General features: G+C 61.0%; 23 protein-coding genes and 2 tRNA genes. 9 read left to right on the forward strand and 16 right to left on the reverse strand.

Annotated features, from left to right (window positions below; genetic code table 11):
• Positions 1–391: 391 nt before the first annotated feature.
• The 6 genes from BGO20_RS10635 to BGO20_RS10660 are packed head-to-tail and all read left to right on the forward strand — an operon-like array spanning position 392 to position 7,310.
• Positions 392–1,255, forward strand: coding sequence for an ABC transporter permease (locus BGO20_RS10635; RefSeq protein WP_291663964.1), 864 nt, complete (start codon positions 392–394; stop codon positions 1,253–1,255).
• A gap of 5 nt (positions 1,256–1,260) precedes the next feature.
• Positions 1,261–2,493 (forward strand): ABC transporter ATP-binding protein, encoded by a 1,233-nt coding sequence (locus BGO20_RS10640; RefSeq protein WP_291663965.1) that lies wholly within the window; start codon positions 1,261–1,263, stop codon positions 2,491–2,493.
• Positions 2,490–3,566, forward strand: a complete 1,077-nt coding sequence (locus tag BGO20_RS10645) for a glycosyltransferase family 10 domain-containing protein (RefSeq protein WP_291663966.1) — start codon at positions 2,490–2,492, stop codon at positions 3,564–3,566. Before BGO20_RS10640 ends, BGO20_RS10645 begins: the two co-directional genes overlap by 4 nt.
• Before the next feature lies 1 nt (position 3,567).
• On the forward strand, positions 3,568–4,425 hold the full coding sequence (locus BGO20_RS10650) for an alpha-1,2-fucosyltransferase (protein ID WP_291663967.1): 858 nt from the start codon (positions 3,568–3,570) through the stop codon (positions 4,423–4,425).
• A 59-nt stretch (positions 4,426–4,484) separates the two neighbouring features.
• Positions 4,485–6,308, forward strand: a complete 1,824-nt coding sequence (locus BGO20_RS10655) for a glycosyltransferase (RefSeq protein ID WP_291663968.1) — start codon at positions 4,485–4,487, stop codon at positions 6,306–6,308.
• A gap of 33 nt (positions 6,309–6,341) precedes the next feature.
• Positions 6,342–7,310: a CatB-related O-acetyltransferase gene (locus BGO20_RS10660; RefSeq protein ID WP_291663969.1), complete on the forward strand. Its 969-nt coding sequence runs from the start codon at positions 6,342–6,344 to the stop codon at positions 7,308–7,310.
• Here BGO20_RS10660 and BGO20_RS10665 read toward each other — a convergent pair.
• Genes BGO20_RS10665 through gmd form a run of 5 tightly spaced genes read right to left on the reverse strand, consistent with a single transcriptional unit; the run spans position 7,248 to position 12,453 of the window.
• Positions 7,248–8,324: a glycosyltransferase family 2 protein gene (locus tag BGO20_RS10665; protein WP_291663970.1), complete on the reverse strand. Its 1,077-nt coding sequence runs from the start codon at positions 8,322–8,324 to the stop codon at positions 7,248–7,250. The two genes, BGO20_RS10660 and BGO20_RS10665, sit on opposite strands and share 63 nt — an antisense overlap.
• Positions 8,325–8,370: 46 nt before the next feature.
• Positions 8,371–9,255 carry a class I SAM-dependent methyltransferase gene (locus BGO20_RS10670; protein WP_291663971.1) on the reverse strand — a complete coding sequence of 295 codons (885 nt, stop codon included), beginning with the start codon at positions 9,253–9,255 and terminating at the stop codon, positions 8,371–8,373.
• Entirely contained in the window at positions 9,252–10,436 is a 1,185-nt protein-coding gene (locus BGO20_RS10675) for a DegT/DnrJ/EryC1/StrS family aminotransferase (RefSeq protein ID WP_291663972.1), read from the reverse strand. Before BGO20_RS10675 ends, BGO20_RS10670 begins: the two co-directional genes overlap by 4 nt.
• Positions 10,437–10,441: 5 nt before the next feature.
• A complete protein-coding gene (locus BGO20_RS10680; RefSeq protein ID WP_291663973.1) occupies positions 10,442–11,383 on the reverse strand; it encodes a GDP-L-fucose synthase family protein in 942 nt (313 codons plus the stop codon).
• On the reverse strand, positions 11,380–12,453 hold the full coding sequence (gmd, locus tag BGO20_RS10685) for a GDP-mannose 4,6-dehydratase (protein ID WP_291663974.1): 1,074 nt from the start codon (positions 12,451–12,453) through the stop codon (positions 11,380–11,382). The genes BGO20_RS10680 and gmd overlap by 4 nt, the downstream gene beginning before the upstream one ends.
• Positions 12,454–12,852: 399 nt before the next feature.
• Between gmd and BGO20_RS10690 the strand changes: the two genes are divergently transcribed.
• The gene (locus BGO20_RS10690; protein ID WP_291663975.1) at positions 12,853–13,734 is read left to right on the forward strand and encodes a rhamnan synthesis F family protein; all 882 of its coding nucleotides are present in this window, start codon (positions 12,853–12,855) and stop codon (positions 13,732–13,734) included.
• A 150-nt stretch (positions 13,735–13,884) separates the two neighbouring features.
• Here BGO20_RS10690 and BGO20_RS10695 read toward each other — a convergent pair whose 3' ends face one another.
• The 6 genes from BGO20_RS10695 to BGO20_RS10720 all read right to left on the reverse strand — a co-directional run bounded on the left by BGO20_RS10695 (position 13,885) and on the right by BGO20_RS10720 (position 17,843).
• Positions 13,885–14,178 carry a sugar phosphate nucleotidyltransferase gene (locus tag BGO20_RS10695; RefSeq protein ID WP_291663976.1) on the reverse strand — a complete coding sequence of 98 codons (294 nt, stop codon included), beginning with the start codon at positions 14,176–14,178 and terminating at the stop codon, positions 13,885–13,887.
• A 4-nt stretch (positions 14,179–14,182) separates the two neighbouring features.
• Positions 14,183–15,076 carry a dTDP-4-dehydrorhamnose reductase gene (gene rfbD, locus BGO20_RS10700; RefSeq protein WP_291663977.1) on the reverse strand — a complete coding sequence of 298 codons (894 nt, stop codon included), beginning with the start codon at positions 15,074–15,076 and terminating at the stop codon, positions 14,183–14,185.
• Positions 15,076–15,633 (reverse strand): dTDP-4-dehydrorhamnose 3,5-epimerase, encoded by a 558-nt coding sequence (gene rfbC, locus BGO20_RS10705; RefSeq protein WP_291663978.1) that lies wholly within the window; start codon positions 15,631–15,633, stop codon positions 15,076–15,078. Before rfbC ends, rfbD begins: the two co-directional genes overlap by 1 nt.
• Positions 15,634–15,650: 17 nt before the next feature.
• Entirely contained in the window at positions 15,651–16,706 is a 1,056-nt protein-coding gene (gene rfbB, locus BGO20_RS10710) for a dTDP-glucose 4,6-dehydratase (RefSeq protein WP_291663979.1), read from the reverse strand.
• Between the two features lie 131 nt (positions 16,707–16,837).
• The gene (locus BGO20_RS10715; RefSeq protein ID WP_291663980.1) at positions 16,838–17,740 is read right to left on the reverse strand and encodes a glycosyltransferase family protein; all 903 of its coding nucleotides are present in this window, start codon (positions 17,738–17,740) and stop codon (positions 16,838–16,840) included.
• Between the two features lie 28 nt (positions 17,741–17,768).
• Positions 17,769–17,843: transfer RNA gene (locus tag BGO20_RS10720), tRNA-Gly, on the reverse strand.
• A gap of 250 nt (positions 17,844–18,093) precedes the next feature.
• On the opposite strand from BGO20_RS10720, the gene BGO20_RS10725 reads away from it, so the two are divergent.
• Complete coding sequence (locus BGO20_RS10725) at positions 18,094–19,443, forward strand: nucleotide sugar dehydrogenase (RefSeq protein WP_291663981.1); 1,350 nt, start codon at positions 18,094–18,096, stop codon at positions 19,441–19,443.
• Between the two features lie 117 nt (positions 19,444–19,560).
• On the opposite strand, the gene BGO20_RS10730 is transcribed toward BGO20_RS10725, so the two are convergent.
• From BGO20_RS10730 to BGO20_RS10745, 4 genes are all read right to left on the reverse strand, one after another.
• Positions 19,561–19,635 (reverse strand) — tRNA-Thr (locus BGO20_RS10730).
• Between the two features lie 109 nt (positions 19,636–19,744).
• Positions 19,745–20,407, reverse strand: a complete 663-nt coding sequence (gene pdeM, locus BGO20_RS10735) for a ligase-associated DNA damage response endonuclease PdeM (protein WP_465246027.1) — start codon at positions 20,405–20,407, stop codon at positions 19,745–19,747.
• 41 nt (positions 20,408–20,448) lie between these two features.
• On the reverse strand, positions 20,449–22,935 hold the full coding sequence (locus BGO20_RS10740; RefSeq protein ID WP_291663983.1) for a ligase-associated DNA damage response DEXH box helicase: 2,487 nt from the start codon (positions 22,933–22,935) through the stop codon (positions 20,449–20,451).
• Positions 22,936–23,168: 233 nt separating this feature from the next.
• On the reverse strand, positions 23,169–24,128 hold the full coding sequence (locus tag BGO20_RS10745) for a methyltransferase domain-containing protein (protein ID WP_291663984.1): 960 nt from the start codon (positions 24,126–24,128) through the stop codon (positions 23,169–23,171).
• 23 nt (positions 24,129–24,151) lie between these two features.
• Between BGO20_RS10745 and BGO20_RS10750 the strand changes: the two genes are divergently transcribed.
• On the forward strand, positions 24,152–25,222 hold the full coding sequence (locus BGO20_RS10750) for a ligase-associated DNA damage response exonuclease (protein ID WP_291663985.1): 1,071 nt from the start codon (positions 24,152–24,154) through the stop codon (positions 25,220–25,222).
• Between the two features lie 4 nt (positions 25,223–25,226).
• Here the strand turns inward: BGO20_RS10750 and BGO20_RS10755 are convergent, their stop codons facing one another.
• Positions 25,227–26,003, reverse strand: a complete 777-nt coding sequence (locus BGO20_RS10755; RefSeq protein ID WP_291663986.1) for an SGNH/GDSL hydrolase family protein — start codon at positions 26,001–26,003, stop codon at positions 25,227–25,229.
• Positions 26,004–26,054 lie beyond the last annotated feature (51 nt).

The following is a 26,054-nucleotide window of genomic DNA, read 5'->3' on the forward strand; positions in this document are numbered from 1 at the left end:
GTCCACTAACAATCACCTTGGACCTGCCGGCGGGTCCACTAACAATCACCTTGGACCTGCCGGCGGGGGCGGATCAGGGGGGGAGGCGGCGATCGTGTGCCCGAGCGCGGCAGTTCCTCGGCGACATTCCTCGGGGTTGATGCGATCTACGCCCGAGCGGAAAAGGTCGATTGCGCGTCGCATGCCCTGTCGAAGCTTGATGCTCTCCGCAGGCAGCAGCAGTTGGCGGCTGCCTCGACAGCGACCGTTCTGAAGGGAGCCAGAAAAATAGCCCCTACGCGGCTTCTTCCTTTTCCCGCGCTACCAGCGCGATCCAAGGGGGTGGAAACGGAAGTGAATTTGCACTACCTGCTTCGTGCGCGAGTTGGGAAAATTGCAGGGAATCTGTTTAATGGCGTATCTCATTGCTGAGGAGGGGCGATCTACGGACGATAAGCAAACAGTGATCGAGATTACGGCTGACGCGCAAAATCCAGCATACTGGCGGGATGTATGGGAGCATCGGGAGCTTTTCCAGTTGCTGGTCTGGCGCGACCTCGTCGTTCGATACAAGCAGACGCTCATCGGATTTAGCTGGTCAGTCATCCGTCCGCTGACGATGATGATCGTTTTCACGATCGTGTTTGGCGGTTTTGCGAAACTGCCGTCGAATGATACGCCCTACGCTCTTCTTGTCTTCACTGGATTATTGCCTTGGATGTTTTTTGCAACGACGTTCTCTGAGGCGGCCAATAGTGTAATAGCAAATACTCCTATCGTATCGAAAGTTTATTTTCCGAAGATAATATTGCCGTTTAGTTCAATAATAGTGGGGACGGTCGATTTTGTCATATCGTTTTGCTTGTATTTCTTGCTAGCGGTTTATTTTAAGCACCCGCCTGGGTGGAATGTAATGTTCTTGCCGGTGTGTATTATCTTGTTGTGCCTGTTCGTGATGGCTTGCGGTACTTGGGTTGCGGTCTTGAACGTGCGCTATCGTGATTTTCGTTATCTTCTGCCGGTCGTACTGCAATTAGGCGCCTATATGTCTCCAGTTGGGTATGCCAGCAGTGTGGTGCCCGGAAAATGGGGTATTATCTTCGCGCTGAATCCCATGGTGGGCATCATTGATGGGTTCCGTTGGTCGCTACTCGATGCCGGAACGCCGTTCCCAACCTTCAGTTTTGCCGTTGCAGTAGGTTTCACTGTCGTTTGTCTGATTCCGGGCGTGCGATACTTCACCAGATCTGAAAGTCGCTTCTGCGACGACCTGTAAGAACGATGAAAAAAGCGATCATTGCCGAAGGTATATCTAAGCGCTTCCAGATAGGTCGGGTGAGTGGTACCGAGAGTGGTAGCCTACGCGGCTCAATTGGTCGGATGATTCAGTCACTGCGCCCTTCAGCAGAAGACGATGAGACGACGGACTTCTGGGCGCTGAAGGATATCAGTTTCGACGTTGAGCCGGGTGAGCGCATGGCGCTGATTGGCCGAAACGGCTCAGGTAAGTCGACGCTGCTGAAGGTGCTTTCGCGTGTAATGGCGCCGACAACTGGAAAGATCAGTGTGCGGGGCCGGCTTAGCAGTTTGCTTGAGGTCGGGACGGGGTTCCATCCGGAGTTGACGGGCCGCGAGAACATCTTCCTCAGCGGCGCCGTTCTCGGAATGAAGCAGTCCGAGGTGAAGCGGCGATTTGACGAGATAGTCGATTTTTCCGAGATTGAGAAATTCTTGGATACGCCGGTCAAGCGCTATTCGAGCGGCATGTATGTTCGTCTCGCATTCGGCGTCGCTGCGCATCTGGAGCCGGATATCCTCATCCTCGACGAAGTGATGGCCGTGGGAGACTCCGGCTTCCAGGCCAAATCGCAGAAGAAGCTCGACGCCTTGGCCCATGAAGGGCGCACAGTTCTTTTTGTCAGCCATTCTATGGCAGCCGTCCGCGGTGTCTGCGATACTGCGCTGTTGCTCGAGTCGGGCCGTGCCGGCCCGAAACAGGCTGTCGAAAGCGCAGTGAGAAAGTATCTGAATACGACGATCAAGAGACGGACTGCTTCTCTTCCTATCGTGACCGACGACATCATCTTGGTCGATATGAATATTCGTCAAGGTTCGCGCGATCTTATGGAATTTCTTGGAGAAGATTCAATAGAAATTTCCATAGAGATTGATGTTTTGACGCCGTTGGATGATCTAAGGGTTGGATTTTATATAAAGACCATCGACGGCCATGTCATCGCACGCGCGTTGTTCAATGACTGGGATCCCGAAAAATCACGGTTCCCCGCAGGACATTTTGTTCTAGAGGGAGTCGTTCCCGCAAATCTACTTGTGCATGGCGAGTACATTTTCGAAGTCCATGCAAGCCGATTTGGTATTTGCGACTATTTCGGCGAAGCTGGACAACTTTCCTTCCGGCTTGCGGAAGCTAAGGAATATAACAGGCGGCACAAGGGCGAGCAGCCTTTCGGGTATGTTCATCTCGATCCGAATTGGCAGATGCGGCGTCTATGACAAGGCTGGTCCGACTCGACACTTGTGCGCCGAAATGGCCTTGGCTGCGCCAGACACCAGCCAAATCGGGCAGTTGGGGAAGCTTCCAGTTCCAGGTCGACCGCAACGTCGAGCAATGCGAGGCTTGGGCTGTATTCGAGTCGATCGAGGCGAGTGCGAAATGTATCTGCCAGCCGGATCGGACAGTCTTCATCACCGGCGAGCCCAGCGACATCGGGCGGTACCATCCAAAGTTCCTCGCTCAATTCGCCTATGTGATCAGCGGGCGGAATGATCTCTCTCACCCTCGACAGATTCGCCTGCAGCCCTCCCATCCGTGGTTCGTCGAGCGTGATCTTGATGAATTGATCATCATGTCACCCCCGGCAAAGGATCGCGATATCTGCGTTCTGATCTCTGACAAGGCTTTCACCGAAGGGCACCGTCGCCGCTTGGCTTTCGTCGATCGATTGCGGGAAATTTATCCGGCAATCGACGTCTTCGGTCGTGGAATTCGCCCTTTCGATAGCAAGTGGGATACGCTTGTTCCCTATCGATATACGATTGTTCTGGAAAACAGCGACGAACCGGATTTCGTCACCGAGAAGATGCCCGACGCTTGGCTCGCGTTTTGCCATCCGATCTATTCCGGGTGCATCAACGCCGACCGATATGCCTCTCCGAATGCATTCACTCGCATCGATCTCGCCGAACCGGACAACGCCATCAAACAGATTGGCGCCCTGCTTGGGGACGAGGCAGGTTACGCTGCCCGGCTTCCGGCGTTGTTGGCTGCGAGGCAGGACTATCTGACCCGCTGGCAATTTTTTGGAAATCTCGCTAGCGCCCTGGAGGTCATCGTTGGATTGAGTCGCAGCCAGCCCGAAACGGTTTTGATCAGGCCGAACAGCGAGTTCGTTGAGGAGGATGCCGCTCGCGCTAAGGAAGGGATCCCTTCAGAAGCCGAGCTTGTCCCGAAGATCGAGCCTGTGGCGCCGCAACTGTCCGCAACTGAGAGCCCGCCGCCAAGCACACTCCGACATCTTCTGTCTGCGTTTCGTGAAGCTTTATCGATCGGCGGAAAGCAACGATAATATGATAACCACACGTATAATCGGCGGCTTGGGCAACCAAATGTTCCAATACGCCGCAGGCCGAGCGCTGGCGCTTCGAAATCGTAGCGGGCTGGCGATCGATCGCCGGGCGTTCGCGGACTATCGTGTTCACTCATATGCGCTGGATTTTTTCCGGCTAGATGCTCCTGATGCGACTGTTGGCGGGCTGCCTGCTCAACTGGAGTCGGCTCGCGGTCTGAGGCGACTCCTAACCTGGCGGAAGCCAGTTCGGCATGTCGTGGAGGCTGGGCTTCGCTTCGACCCAGCTGTCGCCTCTTTATCGGGAAACATCTATCTCGATGGGTATTGGCAGAGCGAACAGTACTTTTCCGACTTTGCCGACGTGTTACGAACGGATTTTCAGTTCCGTCATGCGCCGTCTCCGGCAAATGCTGCACTGCTCAAGCGGGCAGCAGCCGATAACACCGTGTCGCTTCATATTCGTCGGGGGGACTACGTTACGAACCCTAGCGCGCTTGCTGTCCACGGCACCTGCTCTCCCGACTATTACGAGAAAGCTGTAAAAAACCTGATGGAGGAGTGCGGGAAGGATCTTGTGGCATTTGTCTTTTCAGATGATCACTCTTGGACGCGTGAGAACCTTCGCCTGCCGATTGAAATGGTTCATGTTGAAGGCAACGTTGCCGAGAAGGCTTACGAGGACATGCGGATCATGGCCGCTTGCCGCCATCATGTTATTGCCAACAGCACGTTCAGCTGGTGGGGCGCTTGGCTTGACCCGCGCGAGGATACGAAAGTCATAGCGCCTGCTCGCTGGTTCGCAGATCAAGGTATGGACGCCACTGACCTTGTTCCAGCGCGCTGGAACAGGCTGTAAGCTGGGTTCGGCATTACGCCGGAAGCGTCTATCTCGGATTTCCAGGATAACTTGCAGATATGGATTATCGCCAACCGCTCGTATCGGTGCTCGTTCCCGTTCATAATGGAGAGCAGTACCTGGATCGGATGATCTCATCGGTTCTGGGCCAGACCTTTGCGGACTTCGAACTGTTGGTGATCGATGATCTGTCGACAGACAATTCGCCTGCTATCCTGGAACGGTATGCCAAGGTGGATCCGCGCCTCAGAGTGATACGGCGAGACGGGAGCGCCGCTGGCCTGTCCCACGCACTGAATCTGGGGCTGGACGAGGCGCGGGGTGCCTTGATCGCGCGGCTCGACGCCGATGACATCGCTCTTCCACACCGGCTTGCGCGACAGGTCGGCTGGCTGTCGGATCATCCGGATTGTGCCATCCTTGGTTCGTTCATCGAGATGATAGATCCCGAAGGCAATCCCACAGGGCTGCATCGGGAGCCGCGGGGAGCCGCGGCGGTCGCTCTGCATTCGATTGTCGGAACGCCATTCGCGCATCCGGCGGTGATGATGCGGCGCGACTTCTTGAATGCTCACCAGCTTCGCTATCACGACATTCCCGCGCAGGATTACGACTTATGGGGCAGGATGCTCGTTCGTGGGGCGAAGGGGGACAATCTTCCTGAAGCGTTGGTGCGCTATCGTGTTCATCCGATTTCGGACAGTCATGTTCGCGCAGCCGGTCACGAGCGTATTGCACGCTCTATCGCCCTTCGTCAGCTCGCCCATTATACCGGGGGGACGCAAAAGCTGGGACCGTGGCTCGAGCCGCGTTTCCAGCAAGTCGCCCATGCCGTTATTACGGGTAACACTCTTCCGGTCAGGCCGGGAGATGGGTACCAAGTGCAGAAGCTCGAGGATCTGCTCGCCATGGTGGAGCCACGCCTCGGAGTCTCGGCAGAGGAGGTTGCCGATCTGCGTCGTCATGTCGCCGAATACGGCAAGGTCTTCCAGAGCGGCAGAAGAACGATTGATCGCGCCCTGCACAGGGCGGCCTCGTCGTTGCGCCCGATCCTGCGCGGCAGGGGAAGGATTGCTGCGGAGCCTGCCATGGTTCCCGCAATTGTTTCTCCCGAATTCACCAAGTCTGTGCCCATCTTCATCAATACACGTGACCGTGTGGCCTGTCTGCGCAGCCTCGTAGCTTGGCTGGAACGCGCGGGCCATGAGAATATTACGATTATTGACAATGCCTCGACCTATCCGCCGCTTGTTGCCTATCTCGACACTACGAGGCATCGCGTTATTCGCAGCCCGGACAATCTGGGGCATACCTCGCTCTGGAAGCTGTCGGATCTTCATCCGGTGATCATGTCGGAATGGTTTGTCTATACAGACCCGGACGTGATCCCGTCGGAAGACACGCCCCTGGATGCCGTGTCGCGCTTCAGGCAATTGATGGAAGCCTATCCGCATATTCTGAAGGCTGGCTTCGGGTTGCGGATCGACGATCTTCCCGATCACTATCATCTCAAAGAGCGCGTCGTGTCATGGGAAAGCGGGCTTTATGGCCGTGAGGTCGAACCCGACGTTTTCGAAGCCGACATCGACACCACCTTTGCGCTGTATCGGCCGGGTGTGCCTTATTGTTATGGTCCTGCGCTGCGGACGATGGGACGTTATCAGGCGCGGCACCTGCCCTGGTACACTAACAGCGCGATCGTCGACGAGGAGGAGGCCTATTATCGGGCGCACGCGCTTTCGGCGGTCACGACCTGGAATGTGGAGGGTGACGCCAAAGCTTTGCCGCCGCCCGGCGCAGGCGGGGTTGCGGCGCGAGAGACCTTCGCGGGCCACGTCGGGCAGGCGCTCAAGCGGCGTCTAAAACGTCTTATTACCAAGTGAAGTAATCAAAGGGCGGCAACTCTGATCAAGAATTTGAAAATCGCGATTAAAAAAAGAATCGAGACTAAGCTCGTCGCGATTCTTTCGAGGTTGATGAGTCCTGCCTTCATCGTAAGAACGATCGACGAATCCATCTTCTCCGACATGCTCGAAAGACATTTTTCTGATCGGGGTGAGCGGTCAGCAATTCTCTCGAGGATCAGAACCGAACTTTTGAAGGACGAGTTCGCCAAGGAGCTTGTCGGCGCAGGACTTACTGGAGATCTTCTGCGATTAAGGGTGGCGAACGAATACAATGGAGAAATGGTAGATTTGCTGAAGGTTGGCTTCCGTTCAAAGGAATTGCGGATTACTGCGTCTCTCGGAGATATGTATTTAGAGATGATTAATTCTAGACTTAAGTCGATGCCTCTGGGGCGATCAATAAAGTCCGACGAAATAATGAGTGATGCATTCTGCGGAAAAAATATCGAAGTGATGAAGGGCTCGATTGTATCAAATGATAGTTCAATTGGAGATTACACTTACATCGGTTATAATTGCTTAGTGTCGAACTCGACAATAGGAAGATACTGCTCCGTCGCTAATAATGTTTCGATTGGGCCGGGAGAGCATGCGCTGGATGCTGTGTCAACGAATTCCATTTTTATGGACGACGCCTATCGAGCGTTGACCGCATCCCCCTGCTCGATCGGACATGACGTTTGGATCGGTGCGAACTCGGTCATTCGCCGCGGCGTCAAAGTCGGCAACGGTGCCGTCGTCGGCGCCAATTCGTTTGTCAATGAGGATGTTCCAGATTTTGCGATTGTGGCGGGTACGCCAGCTCGCGTGATCAAATTTCGGTTTGATGGCGTAATCCAGGATGCGATCCGCCAGTCTTGCTGGTGGGATCAGGATTTTGACCAAGCGAAAGAGACGATCAAGAAGATCACGGCGTCAGTCGGGGTTTCTGAGGCTTCTCTTGACGCTGCGCCAAGTGTCTCGAAAGCCGGGCGGTAGGGCGAAATATAGACGCGAGAGCGCCGCGATTGCATGGTTCCGTGTCACCCGACCCAAATGTCGGCCATGACTGAGCGATGCAAAAAGGCTTTGGCTTATATGCGGTCGCAGTAGCATTCTGGCCGCATCCGTCATTTCAGATCTGAACGGTCGGAGGCGCGGCGTTTGGTAAAGCTCGTCGAAATAGCTTTGCAGCGCGACCGACACGCGCCCGAAGCTGGACAACTGGCCAGCCGAGCGGACCTTGTACTTCCGGAGAAGCCTGATCCAGATTTCCTGCGCGTCCGGATTCGTCTTGAGTTGGTCGAGGCATTTCTCGAACAGAATCAGCGCCTCCCCGATGTCGACAGCGGCATTGTCGCGCACCAATTCCGTAACCTGGTGGGCGGCGCTGGTCGGCGTCGTGATCAGCGGATCGGCCGTATAGGCGAAGCTGCGGCACACCTGAAGCGCGCGAATATAGTAATCTAGGTCGACCAGCCATTTCATGCGCGGATCGTAGTCAAGGCTCAGCGAGCGCCTCACGATTGTCGCAGAGGGCGCACCGATAGAGTTGCCCATGAATAATTGTTCGGGCATGAGCGAGAGCGACTGCGCCTGGGCCTCGGAGATGCGATGATGGCGGGAGGAGCCGTCTTCCACGTTCTGGACGGTCGTTCCCGAAAAAGCAAAAAGAGCCTCTGGGTTGTTGTCGAGAAGCGCCACAAACCGCCCGAGCGCGCCGGCATGCGAGAAGTGATCGTCGTGGTGCAGGATCTTGAGATATTCACCTTGCGCAAGGGCTAGCGCAGCGTTCCAATTGCGGGGGGAACCGAGCGCCTCGGGATTTCTGACATAGCGAAGTCGGTCGCCGAAGTCGAACTCACCGACCAGCCTCTCGACATCGTCGTTGGGAGAATCGTCCGAAACAATGATCTCGTAGTCTTGGAAATTCTGCTCGGCGACGGAGGCGAGAGTCATTCGCAGGAACTCGACCTGCTTATAGGCCGGGACGCAGATAGAAACTTTGGTCATCGTCTCGGCTATCCTGAAAGGTGCGCCCGGCATCACTGGCCGCTGGTCACATACGTCCGAGCAGCCTGCTGAAGAGGCCAGTTGGCGCACCATCCCGTCCGCCGCCTGCCGGAAGGAGGGCGGCATTCGGAATCTGCGCCAGGATATCAGCTTCGCTGGCGCCGTATTCCTCGTACTGCGTTATGGTATCGCCGCGCGACGATACCATGAAGAGATGCTGATAGGTTCGCGCTTCACTGTCGGCTGCGAGCCGGCGAAGCACCGATTCCTCGGCAGCAATGGTATTCCGATCGAATTCGACGTTGAAAAAGCTGCGTTGCAGCCGCGCAACTTTTTCGACGCCCCATCCTAAATCGGAAAAAAGCTGCAGCAAGGTTTTCAAGGTGAGGAAACGCAGATGCGTTTTTTCCAGCAGACCTGAATCAACATAGTCGAAAGATCCGTTCAGCAGTGAAAGCCGCACGGCGCCAAAAGCGACGTTGGGCACCGACAGCAGCACGCGGGTGCCGCGCTGGACCAACGGGTCGATACCACATAGAAAATCGAATGGGTTCGACACATGCTCGATCACGTCCGCAAGAATGAGAAAGTCATAATCGCCGAGCGTGCCATCCGCGATCAATTCGGCCACGCCATTCTCGTAGACGTGCTGATAGTGTTCGCGCGCGAGCCTAGCGGCAAAGCTGTTAGGCTCCACCCCGTCGATCGGGCTCGCCCGACCCGCCCGCTTCAGGACCCGTCCCAGATTGCCGTTGCCGCAACCGACGTCGAGCACGCGCGCTTCCGGGGGTATGATCTTCGCAATTCGTGCTAGAGGCTGCGCCGGATCCGCGAGGATGCCGCCTATCACCTCGTCCGGAACGACATAGTTGGCGACCGGCCGTTCGAATAGCGAGCAAGTGCGGCCGCGATTGTCCGAAACAGTCGTCATGCTGCATGCCTCAATGCGAAGTCTCGGACCAGATCAGCGATAGCCTCGATCTTTTCGCCAGTGCCGTAGTGATGATTGCCGATGAAGAAGCCGTTGGCGTCGATCTCCTCCGCCACCGGAAGCGGGCCGGATATAGTATGGTCCAGATGTGCGAGCACCGGATTGGCCGTAAAGTTGCCGGCCACGATCGGGCGGCATTCCACGCCCTCGTCCTGCAGGACCTTGACGAGTTCGGCCCGTTTACCTGCGAGCTTCCCCTCCAGAATGATAGCGAAGCCGAACCACGAGCTCTCGCCGGTCTCCTGCTGAATGCGCACCCCCGGGAGATTGCCGAAAGCATTCGTGAAGCGCGCGGCGTTGGCTCGTCGCTCGGCGACAAAGCTGGGAAGCTTGCGCAACTGCGTCTGGCCTAGCGCGCCTTCCATTTCGAGTGGGCGCAGATTGTAGCCGGGGAGCACGAAGCGGAACAGGCGTTTGAAGTCGTCGGTGTCATCGGAAAGGTGACTGTCCTGCGGTTGCTCCCGCACCCACCCATGGGCACGCAGGCTGAGCATGGTGTGGTAGAGCTTGCGATCGTCAGTAACGACAACGCCGCCTTCCATTGTGCAGATGTGATGAGAGAAGAAGGTGGAGAACGTGCCGAAGAGGCCGATCGTCCCGGCCTGCCGCCTATCGAAGAGAGCCCCCATCGACTCGCAATTGTCCTCGAACAGCAGCAGCGAATGCCGCTCCGCGATTTCTCGGAGTCTAGAGAAATTGCATGGGTTGCCGAGGAGATTGACCGCGAAAATGGCTTTGGTCCGGGGTGTGATCGCCGACTCAACGAGGTCCGGGTCGAGATTGAGGGTTTCGCGATCGACGTCGACGAAACGCAGTGATAGCCGGCATTGATGAACCGGATAATAGGTTGTGCTCCAAGATACCGCGGGCACGATGACCTCGTCGCCAGGCTGAAGCCCGAGGTCAGGGTGATAGAATGCGGCTGCCAGGCCCAGCAAATTGGCCGACGAGCCCGAGTTGACCATCACGGCATACTTGCTGCCGAAAAAGGCTGCAAACTGCTCCTCGAATATCCGAACTTCCTGGCCCATGGTGAAGCGGCCGCTTTCAATGACGCGTTGCAGCGCCGCACGTTCTTCATCGTCCCAGGTCGTTGACGCAAGAGGAAATGAAACTCTCATATCTGTCACACCTTCCTTGCGGCCTGCGCATCCTGCTGGAGCATGCCGAGATAAGCTTGCCGCATTCCGTCGTCGAGCAGCGTCTTCGCCTGCCAGCCGAGACTGTTGGATCGCCCGACGTCCATAAGCTTTCGGCGCATACCAGCGGGGCGCGAGATATCGTGCTCGAAGCTGCCCGCATAGCCGACGACCTCCGCAGCGATTCGGTAATAGTCGTTGACGGTATGATCATGGCCCACGCCGACATTGATCAACTGAGGCAGATCCTCAAGGCGCGGCAGCCAGTCGATTACGAAGCGCGCGAGATCGTCGACATACATGAACTCGCGTCGAGCCGTTCCATCACCCCAAATTTCCACTGAAGGCAGCGATAGGGAGTGGGCCATTGAGACCTTGCGCAGGGCCGATGCGACGAGATGGCCTTTCTCTAAATCGAAATGATCATCCGGCCCATAAAGGTTACAGGGAATAACGGTCCGGTAGTTTAGCCCGAACTCGCTGGCGATGGCGCTGCAATGGCGTGCCCCAAGAATCTTCGACAGGGCATAACCCTCGTTGGTCGGCTCCAGAGGGGCCGTCAGAATGTCGGTTTCCTCGAGCTTCTTCTCAAGATCTTTTGGATACATGCAGGAACTTCCCACGAAAAGGAGATTCCGGACGTCGTGAAGGCGTGCCGCTTCGATGACGAGAGTGTTGATGAGCGCATTCTCCGCGAGAAAGGCCGTCGGATACGTAATGTTGGCCTTGATCCCGCCAACGCGCGCCGCTGCATGAATTATAGCGTCGTATCGGCGTCCGCCAAACCATTCTGAGATGGCGGCCTGGCTACTAAGGTTGAGTTCGAGGCGCGACGGAGCGTCTAGCTCCCAGTCACAATCCAGCTCAGCGGCGACGCGTCGAATGGCTTTTCCGACAAGGCCGTTCCCTCCCGTAAGAAGGACTCTCATAACATCTCGCCGAGTTGCTTCGCCTTCCGGGCCAACGCTAGATCGGCAAGCGTCATCTCTTCAACGAGTTGCTCGAAGGTCGTTGTCGGCGACCAACCGAGCCGCTGCCTCGCCTTCGTTGCATCGCCAATCAGGAGATCGACTTCGGTTGGCCTGAAATAATGGGCATCGACTCGCACGAGCGTTTTGCCGCTCTTCTCATCAATGCCAACTTCATCGACGCCTTCACCGCGCCATGCGATGGTGAAGCCCACATACGAGAAAGCTTTCTCGACAAATTCCCGGACCGACTTCATTTCGCCGGTAGCCAATACATAGTCGTCGGGCTCATCCTGCTGGAGGATGCGCCACATGCCCTCGACGTAATCTCGCGCATGGCCCCAGTCGCGCTTGGCATCAAGGTTGCCAAGGAACAAACTCTCTTGCTTTCCAAGCGCGATCGCCGCCGCAGCGCGAGTGATCTTACGGGTTACGAAAGTCTCGCCTCGGATTGGACTCTCGTGATTGAACAGGATGCCGTTAGAGGCATGCATTCCATATGCCTCACGATAGTTGACCGTGATCCAGTAGGCATACAACTTGGCTGCCGCATAGGGAGAACGAGGATAAAACGGCGTTGTCTCTCGCTGCGGAATTTCCTGAACTTTCCCGTACAGCTCAGAAGTCGAGGCCTGATAAAAACGGCACTTTTCCTCAATGCCGAGTATACGAATAGCTTCAAGAATACGAAGCGGGCCAATAGCGTCAGCGTTGGCCGTATACTCCGGTGTGTCGAAGCTTACGTGAACGTGGCTCTGTGCGGCAAGGTTGTATATCTCGTTCGGTTGACATTGTTGAATCAATCTAATGAGATTGGTAGAATCGGTCATATCGCCATAGTGCAGATGAAATTTGCTGTCGGATTCATGAGGATCACGAAACATGTGATCGATTCGGGATGTATTAAATAGGGACGCTCGCCGTTTGATTCCGTGAACAATATACCCCTTGGCAAGTAGAAGCTCGGCAAGATAAGCGCCATCCTGTCCCGTAATGCCGGTAATCAACGCTACTTTGCTCGATTCGCTCATTTTACTTGTCCCATCCCAACGCATCGCGGTTCGTATGACCGCTTTCGCTGCGGGTGATCCTTGCCGACTATCACGCGAGGCATTTAATTGATGCGAAGGAGGATGGCCAGCCCGAACAGCTTTAATTCCATCGAAGAGCCGAGTGACGTTGCCCCTCTGGCCTAATCCATTGTGAAGTTCGCTCTGGCCCGGGCTGTCAAATCGCGTTGAAGGGCAGCCCTCTTATCGCGTTGAAGGCTCTTCAAAGCGATAACCACCCCTCACGGGACCAACATTGCAGGCGATCTCACAGTTCAGAATCTGACAGATCGCGATGGACTTACGGGAAAATCGGGCTAATGAGCGGGGCTGGAACGCTTATCGAAGGAGTTGCGATTATTGTGGAGCTGAGCTGACAACATGGCCCCGCCAGCCCGCTTGACAGCGATCGGCCGTCTTGGTTTTCGCTCCCGTGCCTATGCGCTCCATCTTTATCAAAAGATCGCAGCGCTGACGCTTGGAGCCGTTTTCGTCTCGCCGACTGGTCGATACGTCCGGCGGTGGATGGCGCGATACAAGCGGAGGCGGCCTAACCCCAACGTTCGCGCTGCTCTTGTCGCCCATCTCTACTATCTCGACCTCCTGCCAGAGATTCTCGAGTGCCGCGCCACTCTGCCTGCGGGGTCGATTCTCCATCTTACCGTTCCTTTCGACAAGGTCGAGCAGGCTCGGCGATTGGTGCGTGACGTCTCAGACGTCTTAGTCCACCCATTCGAAAATCGCGGTCGCGATGTAGCCCCTTTTATCGGTTTGTTGAATGCGGGGACGTTTGACGCCTATGATGCGGTACTCAAGCTCCATACAAAGCGCAGTCCTCATCTGCTTGATGGCGAGATTCGACGAAAGCTGTTGTTCAGCGTGTTGGCAGGTGAGCGTGGCGCGACCTCGCGAATCTTGAGCCTGTTCGAGACGCCCAGCATCGGAATCGTCGGCTGGCAGGCCTGCTATCGCGAGGCCGCACCCTATTGGATGGGCAATGAAGCAAGGGTTAGGACACTCGCGGCATTGATGGAGGTGCCGGACGGCGCGGTTCGCTTGGGTTTCTTCGAAGGGTCAATGTTCTGGTTCAGACCTGCCGCGCTTTCCCGTCTGCGTCGTCTCCAGCTTTCGCAAGAAAATTTTGAGCCGGAAATGCGACAGCTAGATCAGACTTTGCATCACGCATTGGAGCGTTGCTTCACAATCTCAGCTTGGGCCGACGACTATATCGTATGTGGGCTTGATGGTCGTTTGTTGAAATAGAATCGAAGCGTCAAAAGAAGCTCTAATGATCGTCTAGGGTGTAAATATCAAAAGTGGCTGTGAAGCAGGCGTTTCCACTCTTGCGAGACGTGACCTGAGACCCTGATCTTCCTCCGGTCTGAGGGAGAGTCCTGAGTTTGATTTCTGGCCTCAGGCGGCGTGTTTTTCCAGCGTGGATTTGAGTGCGAACTCGGCGGGCGTGATGTTGCCGAGGGCCGAGTGGGGTCGGTACCGGTTGTAGTCCTCCTTCCATGAGGCGATGGCGCTGCGGGCCTCGACGAGCGTCGAGATGATCAGCACCTCGCGGATGCCGGCCAGCATCAGCGTGGACAGCGGATAGTAGATCATCGGCTTGTCGTAGACCGGCAGAAGCTGCTTCGACATCGCCAGCGTCATCGGGTGCAGCCGCGTCCCCGAGCCGCCGGCCAGGATGATGCCCTTCATGTATCTATACCTGATCCCGGAGGAGGCGCTCGACGCATGCCGCAAGCGAGGGGCGCCACACGGGGAGCGCCACGCCGTGCCGCGCGATGAGCTTGCTGCAGTCGAGTCTCGAATTCGCCGGCCTCTGCGCCGGCGTCGGGTAGTCGGCGGTCGCGATGCGCTTCACCCGCACTGGCGGGCGGCCGAGACGCTCCCGCTCGGCAAAGATCGCCTCGGCGACGTCGGCCCAGACCGCTTCGCCCGCGGCGCTCATGTGGAAGACGCCGCGCAGCGCCACGTCCTGTGGCTGCGAGACGAGGTTGCGCGCTACAGCGAAAACTGCGTCGCCGATGTCGAGGGCGCTGGTGGGGCATCCCCGCTGGTCCGCGACGACGCCGATCTCGTCGCGCGTCTCCGCGAGACGCAGCATGGTCTTGACGAAGTTCTTGCCGAAGGGGCTGTAGATCCAGGCCGTGCGCAGGATCGCATGGTTCGCGGTTGCTGCGGCGACGGCCCGCTCGCCGGCCAGTTTGCTCGCGCCATAGGCTGAAATCGGGCCGGTTGCGTCATCCTCCCGGTAGGGGCGGTCGAGCTTTCCGTCGAAGACATAATCCGTGGAGAGCTGGATGATCGGGACGCCGAGCAGGGCCGCCGCCCGGGCCGCTTCGCCGGCAGCCCCGCCATTGACGCGCATGGCGAGGTCGGGCTCGCTCTCGGCTTGGTCCACGGCCGTGTAGGCGGCCGCGTTGACGATCACATCAGGCCTGGCAGCGCGTAGCGCGGGGGCGATCGTCGGATGATCGGCGAGATCGAGCTCGGGGCGGCGCAGCGCGATGACCTCGACGCCGACCGGCACGCGCTCCAGCATGGCCTGCACGACCTGACCGGTCCAGCCGGTGACGGCGATCCTCAGGGTCATCAGTCGAAATACCGCAGCATCTCGGCCAGGCGCGGATGCTTGCGGTCCTTCTCGGAGAGAACGAGCCTGTCGGCTGGAAGGCCCCAGTCGATGCCGAGCGCCGGATCGTCGAAGGCAAGCCCATGGTCGTTGTCCGGTCCGTAGGGAGCCGTCACCTTGTAGAGCACCTCGGTATCCGGCTCCAGCGTGACGAAGCCGTGGGCGAAGCCGATCGGCACCAGCAATTGCTTCCAGTTCTCGGCGGAGAGCTCGACGGCGACATGCCGGCCGAACGTCGGCGACGAAGTCCGGATATCGACGGCGACATCCAGAATGCGGCCACGGGCGACCCGCACCAGCTTGTCCTGGGCAAAGGGCGCCGACTGGAAATGCAGGCCCCGCAAGGTACCGACCTGGGCCGACAGCGAGTGATTGTCCTGCACGAAGACCAGATCGATGCCCGCCTCCGCCATGTCCGATTGCTTGTAGACCTCCGAGAAGAAGCCGCGGTGGTCGCCGTGCCTTTTCGGAGTGATGATCTTGACCGCCGGGATCGCAGTCTCTTCGACGCTGAGCATGATCTCGTCCGTTCCGGTCAGGCGGCGCCGAGCCGTTCGCCGCGATACACGCCCGAGCGGATGTCGCCCCACCAGGCGGCATTGGCGAGATACCATTCGACCGTGCGGCGCAGGCCGGTCTCGAAGGTCTCCTTCGGAGCCCAACCGAGCTCGCGGCCGATCTTGCCGGCGTCGATCGCATAACGCGCATCATGCCCGGGGCGATCGGTCACATAGCTGATCAATCGCTCATGCGGGCCCTTCGGGTCGGGCCGGATTTCGTCCAGGATCGCGCAGATGCCCTTCACGACCTCGATATTGGCCTTCTCGTTGTGGCCGCCGATATTGTAGCTCTCGCCGAGCAGACCGCGCTCCGCCACCGTCAGCAGCGCATCGGCATGGTCGTCGACATAGAGCCAGTCGCGGACGTTCAGGCCATTTCCGTAGACCGGAAGCGGCTTGCCCTCCAGCGCGTTGATGATCATCAGCGGGATCAGCTTTTCGGGGAAATGATAGGGCCCGTAATTGTTCGAGCAGTTGGTCATCACGACCGGCAGGCCGTAGGTGTGGTGCCAGGCGCGCACGAGGTGATCGGAGGCCGCCTTCGAGGCCGAATAGGGCGAGTTCGGCTGGTAGGCGGTGTCCTCGCGAAAGAAGCCATCGGCGCCGAGCGAGCCGAAGACCTCGTCGGTCGAGATGTGGTGGAAGCGAAAGCGCGCCTTGGCCTCGCCTTCGAGCCCACGCCAATGTCGCAGCGCCTCCTGGAGCAGGGCGAAGGTGCCGACGATATTGGTCTGGATGAAATCGCCGGGACCGTCGATCGAGCGGTCGACATGGCTCTCGGCCGCCAGATGCATCACAATGTCGGGTTGGAAATCGGCGAAGAGCGCCCGCATGCTCTCGCCATCGCCGATATCGGCCTGCTCGAAGCGATAGCGGTTGCTGCCCGATACCGACGCCAGCGAAGCCAGGTTGCCTGCATAGGTCAGTTTGTCGACGACGCAGACATCATGGCCGGTCTCACCGATCAGCTTGCGCACCACCGCCGAACCAATGAAGCCGGCGCCGCCGGTCACGAGGAACTTCAATGACACGCTGCGCCGCTCCGAAAAGACCGCTATCGATGAGAATGGCCGTAAAGCAGCGTGGAAGAAGCAGCCATGACGGTCTGTGTCAAGCACAGCCTCCTTGGTAGCTTCTCCAGGCGCTTCCTCAGGCAGGGGCCTTATTTCATGGTGTCTGGGGCAGGGCCCAACTTGCCGCGCAGCCCGTCCAGAAGCCCTGCCTGGATCGGATGCCAGGAGTGCTTGCGTCCTTTTGTGGCGAGGATGGCGATCTGCGCGGCTAGCGCGGCACACGACTTCACTCGCCATCGAAAAGGCACATGGGCCAACCGCGCGGTCGCGATCACATTCCTCGCATAATAGTAGTTGCGAAGATTGGAATGGCGAAGGATCTGCGGTTTGCCGAGTTCCTCGGCGCTGACGGCTTCGCCCCACCGGTGCGGCATCACCAACTCGGGCGCCAGATAGGTGCCCCAACCACGATCCCAGGCGCGAAAACCCCATTCGACGTCGATTCCCGCGATGAAGAAATCGTCGCGGAACGGCCCGACGGCGGCGTAGGCCTCGAGATTGATCAGCGATCCCGAGGTTGGTGCGAAGTCGAGGGGAGTGAGGCCATCGCGGCGAGCCGGCCCGCGCCGCTCGTATCGGATCGGCTTGTAGAAGCCTTCGGCTGGCGGGACGAGCAGCGGTGTCAGGACGGCGATCTTGTCCCGCTGCTCCAGCACGAGGCTGCGTGCCGCCAGGCGATCGAGCATGTCGGGCGGCGGCTCGCTGTCCTGATCGAGCAGCATGATGTGGCTGAAGCGTTCGGCCAGCGCAGCTTCGGTTACAGCGTTGAGGCCGCGGCCCAGGCCAATATTCTCGGCGCTCTCGATCAGCCGCAGATCTGCCGGTGCCAGCGCCGCAAGGGCCTCCGCGTCGACGGGGCCGTTGGCGAAGGCAAATAATCTCTGTCCTCGCAGTGCCTCGGCTTGTCTCCTCAGCAAGACCGGATCGGGCTTGTAGAGAACCACACCGGCGCAGGCCCGAGCTCTGTGCAGATTCGTCTCCGCGGCGGCCATCCTGCTGTCACTGCGATTGAGGGGATTTTGGAGCGGGCGATCGGGATCGAACCGACGACATTCAGCTTGGGAAGCTGACGTTCTACCACTGAACTACGCCCGCGTGCTGTGCCACGATTGATTGCGTCGCCCGGCAGCGCAGTGTTCATAGCGGTTCGGGTTTCCGGTGTCATCCCGCTTTTTGATCTGGGTCCGGCTGTGCCGGAATCGACCCCAAGGGCGGAGTTCCGGCCGCATCGTCCCGCGAAATCGGATGGTCTGCGCCATTCGCCGGCCGGCGGTTCCAGCCCAATCCGGGTTGCGGCGCGAGCGCCCGTCTTGTCTGCGGGCGGATGGCGTCCTAGAGCCAGTCCATGCAGGACACCGTTCAATCCGAAGCCGCAAGCGAACTCTTGCGGCGCATCCGGGATCGCAGCTTCAAGGTCGGGATCATCGGCCTCGGCTATGTGGGGATTCCGCTCGCGCTCGCGGCGTTGCGCGCCGGTTTCGAGGTGATCGGCTTCGACATCAATCCCGAGCGCGTCGCCGGGCTCAATCGAGGCCGGACCGGCCTCAAGCACATCGGCGGATCAGAACTCGAAGCCGCGGTTGCGGCAGGCACCTTCTCGGCGACCGAAGACCTAGCGCGGCTCGACGAGCCTGACGGGCTGGTCATCTGTGTGCCGACGCCGCTTACCCGCCATCGCGATCCCGATCTGAGTTTCATCGTGACCACGGTGGAAGCGATCGGGCGCCGTCTGCGCCCGGGGCAGATCATCATATTGGAGTCCACGACCTATCCCGGCACCACGGAAGAGGTGGTCAAGCCGATTCTGGAACGCTCCGGTCTGAGCAGCGGCCGGGACTTCTATCTCGCCTACTCGCCGGAGCGCGAGGATCCGGGCAACCCCCACTTCGAAACCGCATCGATCCCGAAGGTGGTGGGCGGAGACGGCGCGGATGCGTTGCGGATCGCCGAGGCGCTTTACGGCGCGTTCGTCGTGAAGACAGTGGCCGTGTCCTCGACCGCGGCGGCCGAGGCGGTCAAGCTGACGGAGAACATCTTCCGCTCGGTCAATATCGCGCTCGTCAACGAGCTCAAGCTCATCTACGCGGCGATGGGCATCGACATCTGGGAGGTGGTGGAGGCGGCCAAGACCAAGCCGTTCGGCTTCATGCCGTTCTATCCCGGCCCGGGGCTGGGCGGACACTGCATCCCGATCGATCCCTTCTACCTGTCCTGGAAAGCCCGGGAATACGACATTCCGGCGCGCTTCATCGAGCTCGCTGGAGAGATCAACACGGCGATGCCGCGCATCGTGGTCGAGAAGCTGGCGCAGGCACTGGACGAGCGCAGCGGGCGTGGATTGAACGGCGCCCGCATTCTCGTGATCGGTGCCGCATACAAGAAGAACGTCGATGACATGCGCGAGAGTCCATCGCTGCGGTTGATGGAGCTGATGGAGGAGCGAGGCGCCGCAGTGGATTATCATGATCCGCATGTGCCGGTCATTCCGAGGACCCGCGAGCACGCTGCCCTCGCGGGTCGGCGTTCGGTGGATCTCCGCGATGGCAGCGTCGCGACTTACGATGCGGTTCTGATCGCCACGGATCACGACGACGTCGACTACAATGGCCTGGTTCGGGGCGCTCGCCTGATCGTCGACACCCGCAATGTCTGCGAGCGGAACGGTCTGCGGGCGGACCATGTTGTAAAGGCGTGACGACCCCTCGATGGAGCGCTGTGCCGATGGAAGGGGTGCGCATCGCGGGACTTCGATGAGGCCGGGGCGCACAACGCTCATGCGAGGGCGCCGCTCAGCCAAATCGCTTCGTTCGGCTGGTGCTGCCAGAGAGGATCGAACTCTCGACCTCTCCCTTACCAAGGGAGTGCTCTACCACTGAGCTACGGCAGCAGGATCGTCAGCCAAGTCGCGGGCGCTTGCCCGGAGGCGTTTGCGGCGCGGCTTCGTTGCGAAGCGGCGCCCTGATGCCACAACCACGTGACGGGCGCAACCCGCTCGTTCAATCCGGCAGCAATAACCGTGGATCGATCCGGAAGAGCCGGCCGTCGCCGATCAGATGCGCACTCAACTCCCGGCCGAACAGCGGCCGGAACGCCGCGTCGCGCAGGTTGAGGCCGCCGGCATAGGCGCCCATCGCCGGCATCACGCAGCGCCTTGCCGACAGAGCGAAGCAACGCCGCCGGATCGCCCGCCCGCGCATCCTGACCTTCGCCGCGGGATGCAGATGCCCGGCGATCTCGTAGGCGTCTTCGGCGGCGCTGGGTTCGTGGCGCAAGCTCACGCCGGCGAGCACGATCTCCGCCGCGCTCTCGCCGCCCATCGCGCGGCTGATTGCCGGGTCGTGGTTGCCGGTGATCCAGAGCCAATCGCTGCCCCGCTGCATCGTGCCGAGCGCGGCGCGGGTTTCCGGAGCCAGGCGATTCTCGGCGTCGCGATCATGGAAGGAATCGCCGAGCGCTATGACCCGCGCCGGCCGATGGCGCAGGATCGCCTGGCCGAGTGCAGCCAGTGTCGCGGTCGAATCGTAGGGCGGCAGCATCACGCCGCGTGCGGCGTAAGCCGAGCCCTTTTCCAGATGCAGGTCGGCGACGACGAGCGTGCGCTCGTCCGGCAGCCAGAGCGCACCCGACAGATCGGGCACGAGCGCGAGCCGGCCCAGCATGAAGGCCTCGCTCGTCTTCGCCAGCGCTGCCGCTGCAGCCGTCACGCCATCGCCTCTTCCGTCAGCATCGCCTCTGCTTCCGCCAGGATCTCGTCCGCCGCCTCGCCATAGACAGCCTCGCGCCCGATCTCGAGCATGACGGAGACGCCGAGCGGCGAAACATGATCGAGCGGCTGGTGCACGATTCGGCCGCTGATTCGTGTCAGCATCTCACCAAGCCGGCGAATGTCGAGCAGGCCCGTCGCCGCATCGGCCCGCGCCGCCTTGAGCAGGATATGGTCGGGCTCATGCCGGCGCAGCACGTCGTAGACGAGATCGGTCGAGATCGTCACCTGCCGGCCGCTCTTCTCCTGGCCCGGGAAGCGCCGCTCGATCAGCCCGCCGATGATGGCGCAGGAGCGGAAGGTCCGCTTCATCAGCGCCGATTCCGCCATCCAGTCCTCCAGATCGTCGCCGAGCATGTCCTGCGCGAAGAGCTCGTCGAGATCGAGCGCGCCGCGCGCGATTGCCGCCGTCATGTCGCCGAGCGTCCAGCAGGCGATGCCGTAATCGTTGCAGACGAAGCCGAGCGGGCGCATCCGGGCGCGTTCCAGCCGGCGGGTCAGCAGCATGCCCAACGTCTGATGGGCGAGGCGGCCCTCGAAAGGATAGGCGACGAGATAGAAGCGCCCGCCGCGCGGGAAGGTCTCGACCAGAAGCTCGCCGGGCTTCGGCAGGCGCGAGATCCGCTTCTGCGCATGCAGCCAGGCCGAGACCTCCTCCGGCAGCGTGTGCCAGAGGCTGGGCGAAGCCAGGATCGCGCGCACGCGGGCCGCGAGGAAGGTCGAGAGTGGGAATTTGCCGCCGTCATAGGAGGGGATCTTCGGATCGGTGCCGGCGGCGGCGCGCGAGCAGACCGCCTCGTTCTCGACGATGCCCTCGAAGCGCAGCACCTCGCCGGCGAAGACGAAGGTGTCGCCCGGCACCATGGTCTCGGCGAAATACTCCTCGATCTCCCCGAGCACGCGCCCGCCGCGGCTGATCATGCCCGGCTGGCCGGGCTTTCCGGCGCGCGCCCGTCCGAGCCGGACCTTCAGCATCGTCGCCTCGACGATGGTGCCGACATTCATGCGGTATTGCTGGATGACGCGGGCATGGCTGGCCCGCCAGAGCCCGGCCTTGTCCTGCCGGAGCTTGGCGAAGCGCTCATAGCTCTTCAGCGCATAGCCGCCGGTCGCCACGAAATTGACGACGGCGTCGAAATCCGCGCGGTTGAGATCGGCGTAAGGCGAGGCGGTACGAACTTCCTCATAGAGCGCATCGGCTTCGAACCCGTCCGAGCAGGCGACGCCGAGCACATGCTGGGCGAGCACGTCGAGCGCGCCGATACGCGGCGGCGGCGTGTCCTGCGCGGCCTCATGGACGGCTTCGAGCGCCGCGCGGCATTCGAGCAATTCGAATCGATTGGAGGGCACGAGAAGGGCCTCGGAAGGCTCGTCCATGCGGTGATTGGAGCGGCCGATGCGCTGGATCAGGCGGCTCGCCCCTTTGGGTGCGCCGAGATTGACGACGAGGTCGACATCGCCCCAGTCGATGCCGAGATCGAGCGTCGCGGTGCAGACCACGGCCTTGAGCCGGCCATCCGCCATGGCCGCCTCGACCTTGCGGCGCTGCTCGGCGTCGAGCGAACCGTGATGCAGCGCGATCGGCAGGTTGTCGTCGTTCAGGTTCCACAGCGCCTGGAAGGCGAATTCCGCCTGCATGCGCGTGTTAACGAAGACGAGCGTCAATTTGTGCGTGCGGATGGCCTGATAGACCTCGGCCATCGCATGCAGGGTGGTGTGGCCGGCGATCGGAAGGTTGCGTTCCGTGTCGAGGATGCCGATGCGCGGCTTCGCCCCGCCCGCGACGGTGACGAGCCCTGCCGGGGTGTCTGCGCCGCCGAGATAGCGCTGCAGGTCGGCGGGCTCGCGCACCGTAGCCGAGAGGCCGACGGCCGAGACCTGAGGTGCCAGCGCCTTCAGACGCGCAAGATCGAGCGCCAGCAGATCGCCGCGCTTGGAAGTGACCAGCGCATGCAATTCGTCGAGTACGATGCGGCGCAAGGATGAGAAGAACGGCGCGGCATCGCGATGGGAGACCAGCAGCGCGAGCTGCTCCGGGGTCGTCAGCAGGATATCGGGCGGGCGCTGAATCTGGCGCGTGCGCTTGGCGGCGGAGGTGTCACCCGTACGCGTCTCGATCGTGATCGGCAGCGCCATCTCGCGCACGGGCGCTTCGAGATTCCGGGCGATATCGACGGCGAGCGCCTTCAATGGCGAGATATAGAGCGTGTGTAGACCGTCATGCTTGCCCTTGCGCTCGGCCAGCTCGACCAGCGAGGGCAGGAAGCCGGCGAGCGTCTTGCCGGCGCCGGTCGGCGCGACCAGCAGCGTCGAGCGCCCGGCACGGGCCTCCTCCAGCAAGGCGAGCTGGTGCGGCCGCACGCTCCAGCCGCGCCCGGAAAACCAGGCCTCGAAGGCGGGAGGGAGCGGGGAGGGGGCGGCCATGCCGGCCGAAGATAGGCGACGACGAGCGAGAACGAAAGGAGAATGGCGCCATGGCCGCCGTCGATATGCCCCAGCCGCAACGGCGTCGATCCGGCAGACATCCAAACGCACCGACGCCACGTATATGTGTCGAGGTCTGGCCCCGCCTCAAAGCCGCACCCTGGGGCTGGCCCGGCCGCGAACCCCCCTTTGCGGCCGGGTCGCTCCTGCGGGCTGCGGCGGTCAAATGGTCCTCATCGCTTCTCCGCCACGACCAGCAGTCCCGGCACTGGCGCACCGCGATCCTGCCGCGTGCTGGCGGGCTCGACGAGTACGGGGGTAAGCCCGGCTTCGATCAGCCGCTCCCTCAGCCAGCCCTCCGCATGCGCAAACCGCCTGTCATCCCCCACGACGACGCCTTCGCCGTCATGGCTCTGCACGGTGAAGGCCAGGAGCCCGTCCGGTTCCAGCACGCGCGCGCTCTGGGCGAAACAGGGGGCGAGCTCGCCGAGATAGACGAAGACATCCGCCGCGACGACAAGATCGGCGGATGCATCCGGCCGGCTGGTCAGGAAGGCGGTCAGCCCGGCGACGGCGAGCTTGTCGTAGAGCGGCGTACCGTCCGGCGCGAGCTTGGCCCGCGCCCGCTCGATCATGCGCGGCGAGAGATCGCAGCCCGCGATGAAGCCGCTCTGCTCGTGGATCGCCTCGCCCATCAATCCGGTACCGCAGCCAAGATCATAGACGATGTCGAACCGGAAGGGCCGGCCGGCGTTGCTGCAGCAGCGGACGAGCGCCGCCTTCAGCAGGTCGGGCGCGTTATAATGCAGGGTTTGCGTGAGATGGCTGTCGAAGCGGTCGGCATAGGCGTCGAACAGCGCGCCGGAGAAGTTCTCCGAGGTCGCCTGCTCGGCCGGCAGGGCGCCGATGCGGGCCAGGTCGAGCCGAGCGCCGAAATGGTCGTTGGGATCGAGATCGAGGCATTGCCGCCAGGCGGTGGCGGCGTCCTCCTTATGGCCGAGCGCCTCTTGCGCGAGCCCATAGAGATGCCAAGCGGCGGTGAAATGGTAGGCCTGCGCCAGCGTCTGATCGAGAATCTCGACGGCCGCTTGCGCGTCTCCGCCCTTCAGCGCAGCCTCGGCCCAGCCATAGCGGCGGTCGAGCACGGGGTCGCCTGAGGAGGCGAAATGCGTGGTCGAGCCTGTATCGGTCATAGCGATCGGTCTAGCCTAGGAGTGTGACGCTGGCCAGACAAAGCGCCTGCTGGCGCCCCTCCGAATTGCTGCTGCCGACGCCGGCCGGGCTCTATTGCCCGCCGGCCGACATTCATATCGACCCGGTCCGGCCGGTGCCGCGGGCGCTGATCACCCATGGCCATTCCGACCATGCGCGGGCCGGGCACGGCGCCGTGCTGGCAACGCGGGAGACGCTGGCGATCATGGGGCTACGCTATGGCGACGGCTTTACCGGCTCGCAGCAGGTTGCGCTGCCCGGCGAGAGCGTTCGCATCGGCGAGGTCGATTTCACCTTCGTCCCGGCGGGGCATGTCCTCGGCTCCGCGCAGATCGCGGTCGAGAGCCGGGGGCTGCGGATCGTCGCCTCCGGCGACTACAAGCGCGAGCGCGATCCGACCTGCGCCGGCTTCGAGCCCGTACCTTGCGACATCTTCATCACCGAGGCGACCTTCGGCCTGCCGGTCTTCCGCCATCCGCCGGCCGCGGGCGAGGTCGCCAAGCTGCTCGAATCCGTCAGGCTCTTCCCCGAGCGCACGCATATCGTCGGTGCCTATTCGCTCGGCAAGGCGCAGCGCGTCATGGCGCTGATCCGCGAGGCTGGCTACGAGCGGCCGGTCTATATCCACGGCGCCGTCGAGAAGATCACGGCTTTCTACCAGGCAGAGGGCATCCCGCTCGGCGAGATCCGGCTTGTTTCCGAGAGCGATCGCAAGACGCTGGGCGGCGAGATCGTCATCTGCCCGCCGAGCGCGACGCAGGATCTATGGGCGCGCCGCTTCCCCGACCCGGTCACCGTCTTCGCCTCCGGCTGGATGCGGATCAGGGCGCGGGCCCGGCAGAAGGGCGTCGAATTGCCGCTCGTGATCTCGGATCATGCCGATTGGGACGACCTGCTTGCGACGATCCGCGAGGTCCAGGCCGGGGAGATCTGGGTTACCCATGGCGAAGCCGATGCGCTGGTCCACTGGTGCGGCACGGCTGGCTTGAAGGCCAAGCCGCTGCATCTCGTCGGCTATGGCGACGAGGGGGAAGCGGAAAGCGAAGGCGGGGCAGTCGATGCGCCGGCCGCCTGAAAAATCAACGTGCCTCGGCCATGACGGGCCGGCCCGGCGTGGCCATCTCGACCAGCGCCGCCGCCATGTCGCGGGCGAGGCAATCATAGCCCGCATCGCTCATATGGAAGCCGTCGGTCCAGAGTGCCGACTTGAAGGCCTCGGCGTCGCTGTCGTGCCATTCCCGCATCGTCGCATAGCGGGTGAAGACCGGTACGACCTCGCGGCGGGCCACATCGGCCACCGCCGTGACGAAGCGCCTGTAGATCTCGGGATTGCGCACGGCGGGGAAGAATTGCGGGTCGAGGATGGCGATCGGCGTGTTCGCCCTCTTCGCCAGCCTGATGCCCTCGCCGAGCATGTCCCGGAAGCTGTCGAGATCGCCGCCCTTGACGGCGTCGTTGGTGCCGACCTGCCAGATCACCAGATCGAAGCGGCGCTCGATCAGGGCGGTTTCGAGCCGCACCAGCGTCTGGGGCGCGGTCTCGCCGCCGATGCCGGCATTGACGATCTCGGTCCGCGACTTCGGCCATGCCTTGGCGAGCAGGGCCTGCAGCCGTGCCGGGTAGGTCCTGTCCTTGGTGCTGGCGCCGACGCCTTCCGTCGAGGACGAGCCGATGGCGAGAATGGCGAGGGGCCGGCCCTGGGCGACCTTCTCGCTCAGCGGCGTGAGCAATGCCCGCGATTGCACGATCGGCGTTTCCCGGCAGGAAAAACCCGCCGCCTGTGCGGCAAGGCCGGCGCAAAGCGTGGCAGCGATGACGGCAGAGGCAAGGAACCGCATCGCGGGGCGCATCGGCATGTCTCTCCTGACGATAAGGCAGCCGTTAAGGTTTGCTTCATGAACGGTATC

It is taken from the genome of Allobosea sp. 67-29 (genome assembly GCF_001898115.1).
Classification (GTDB): domain Bacteria; phylum Pseudomonadota; class Alphaproteobacteria; order Rhizobiales; family Beijerinckiaceae; genus Allobosea.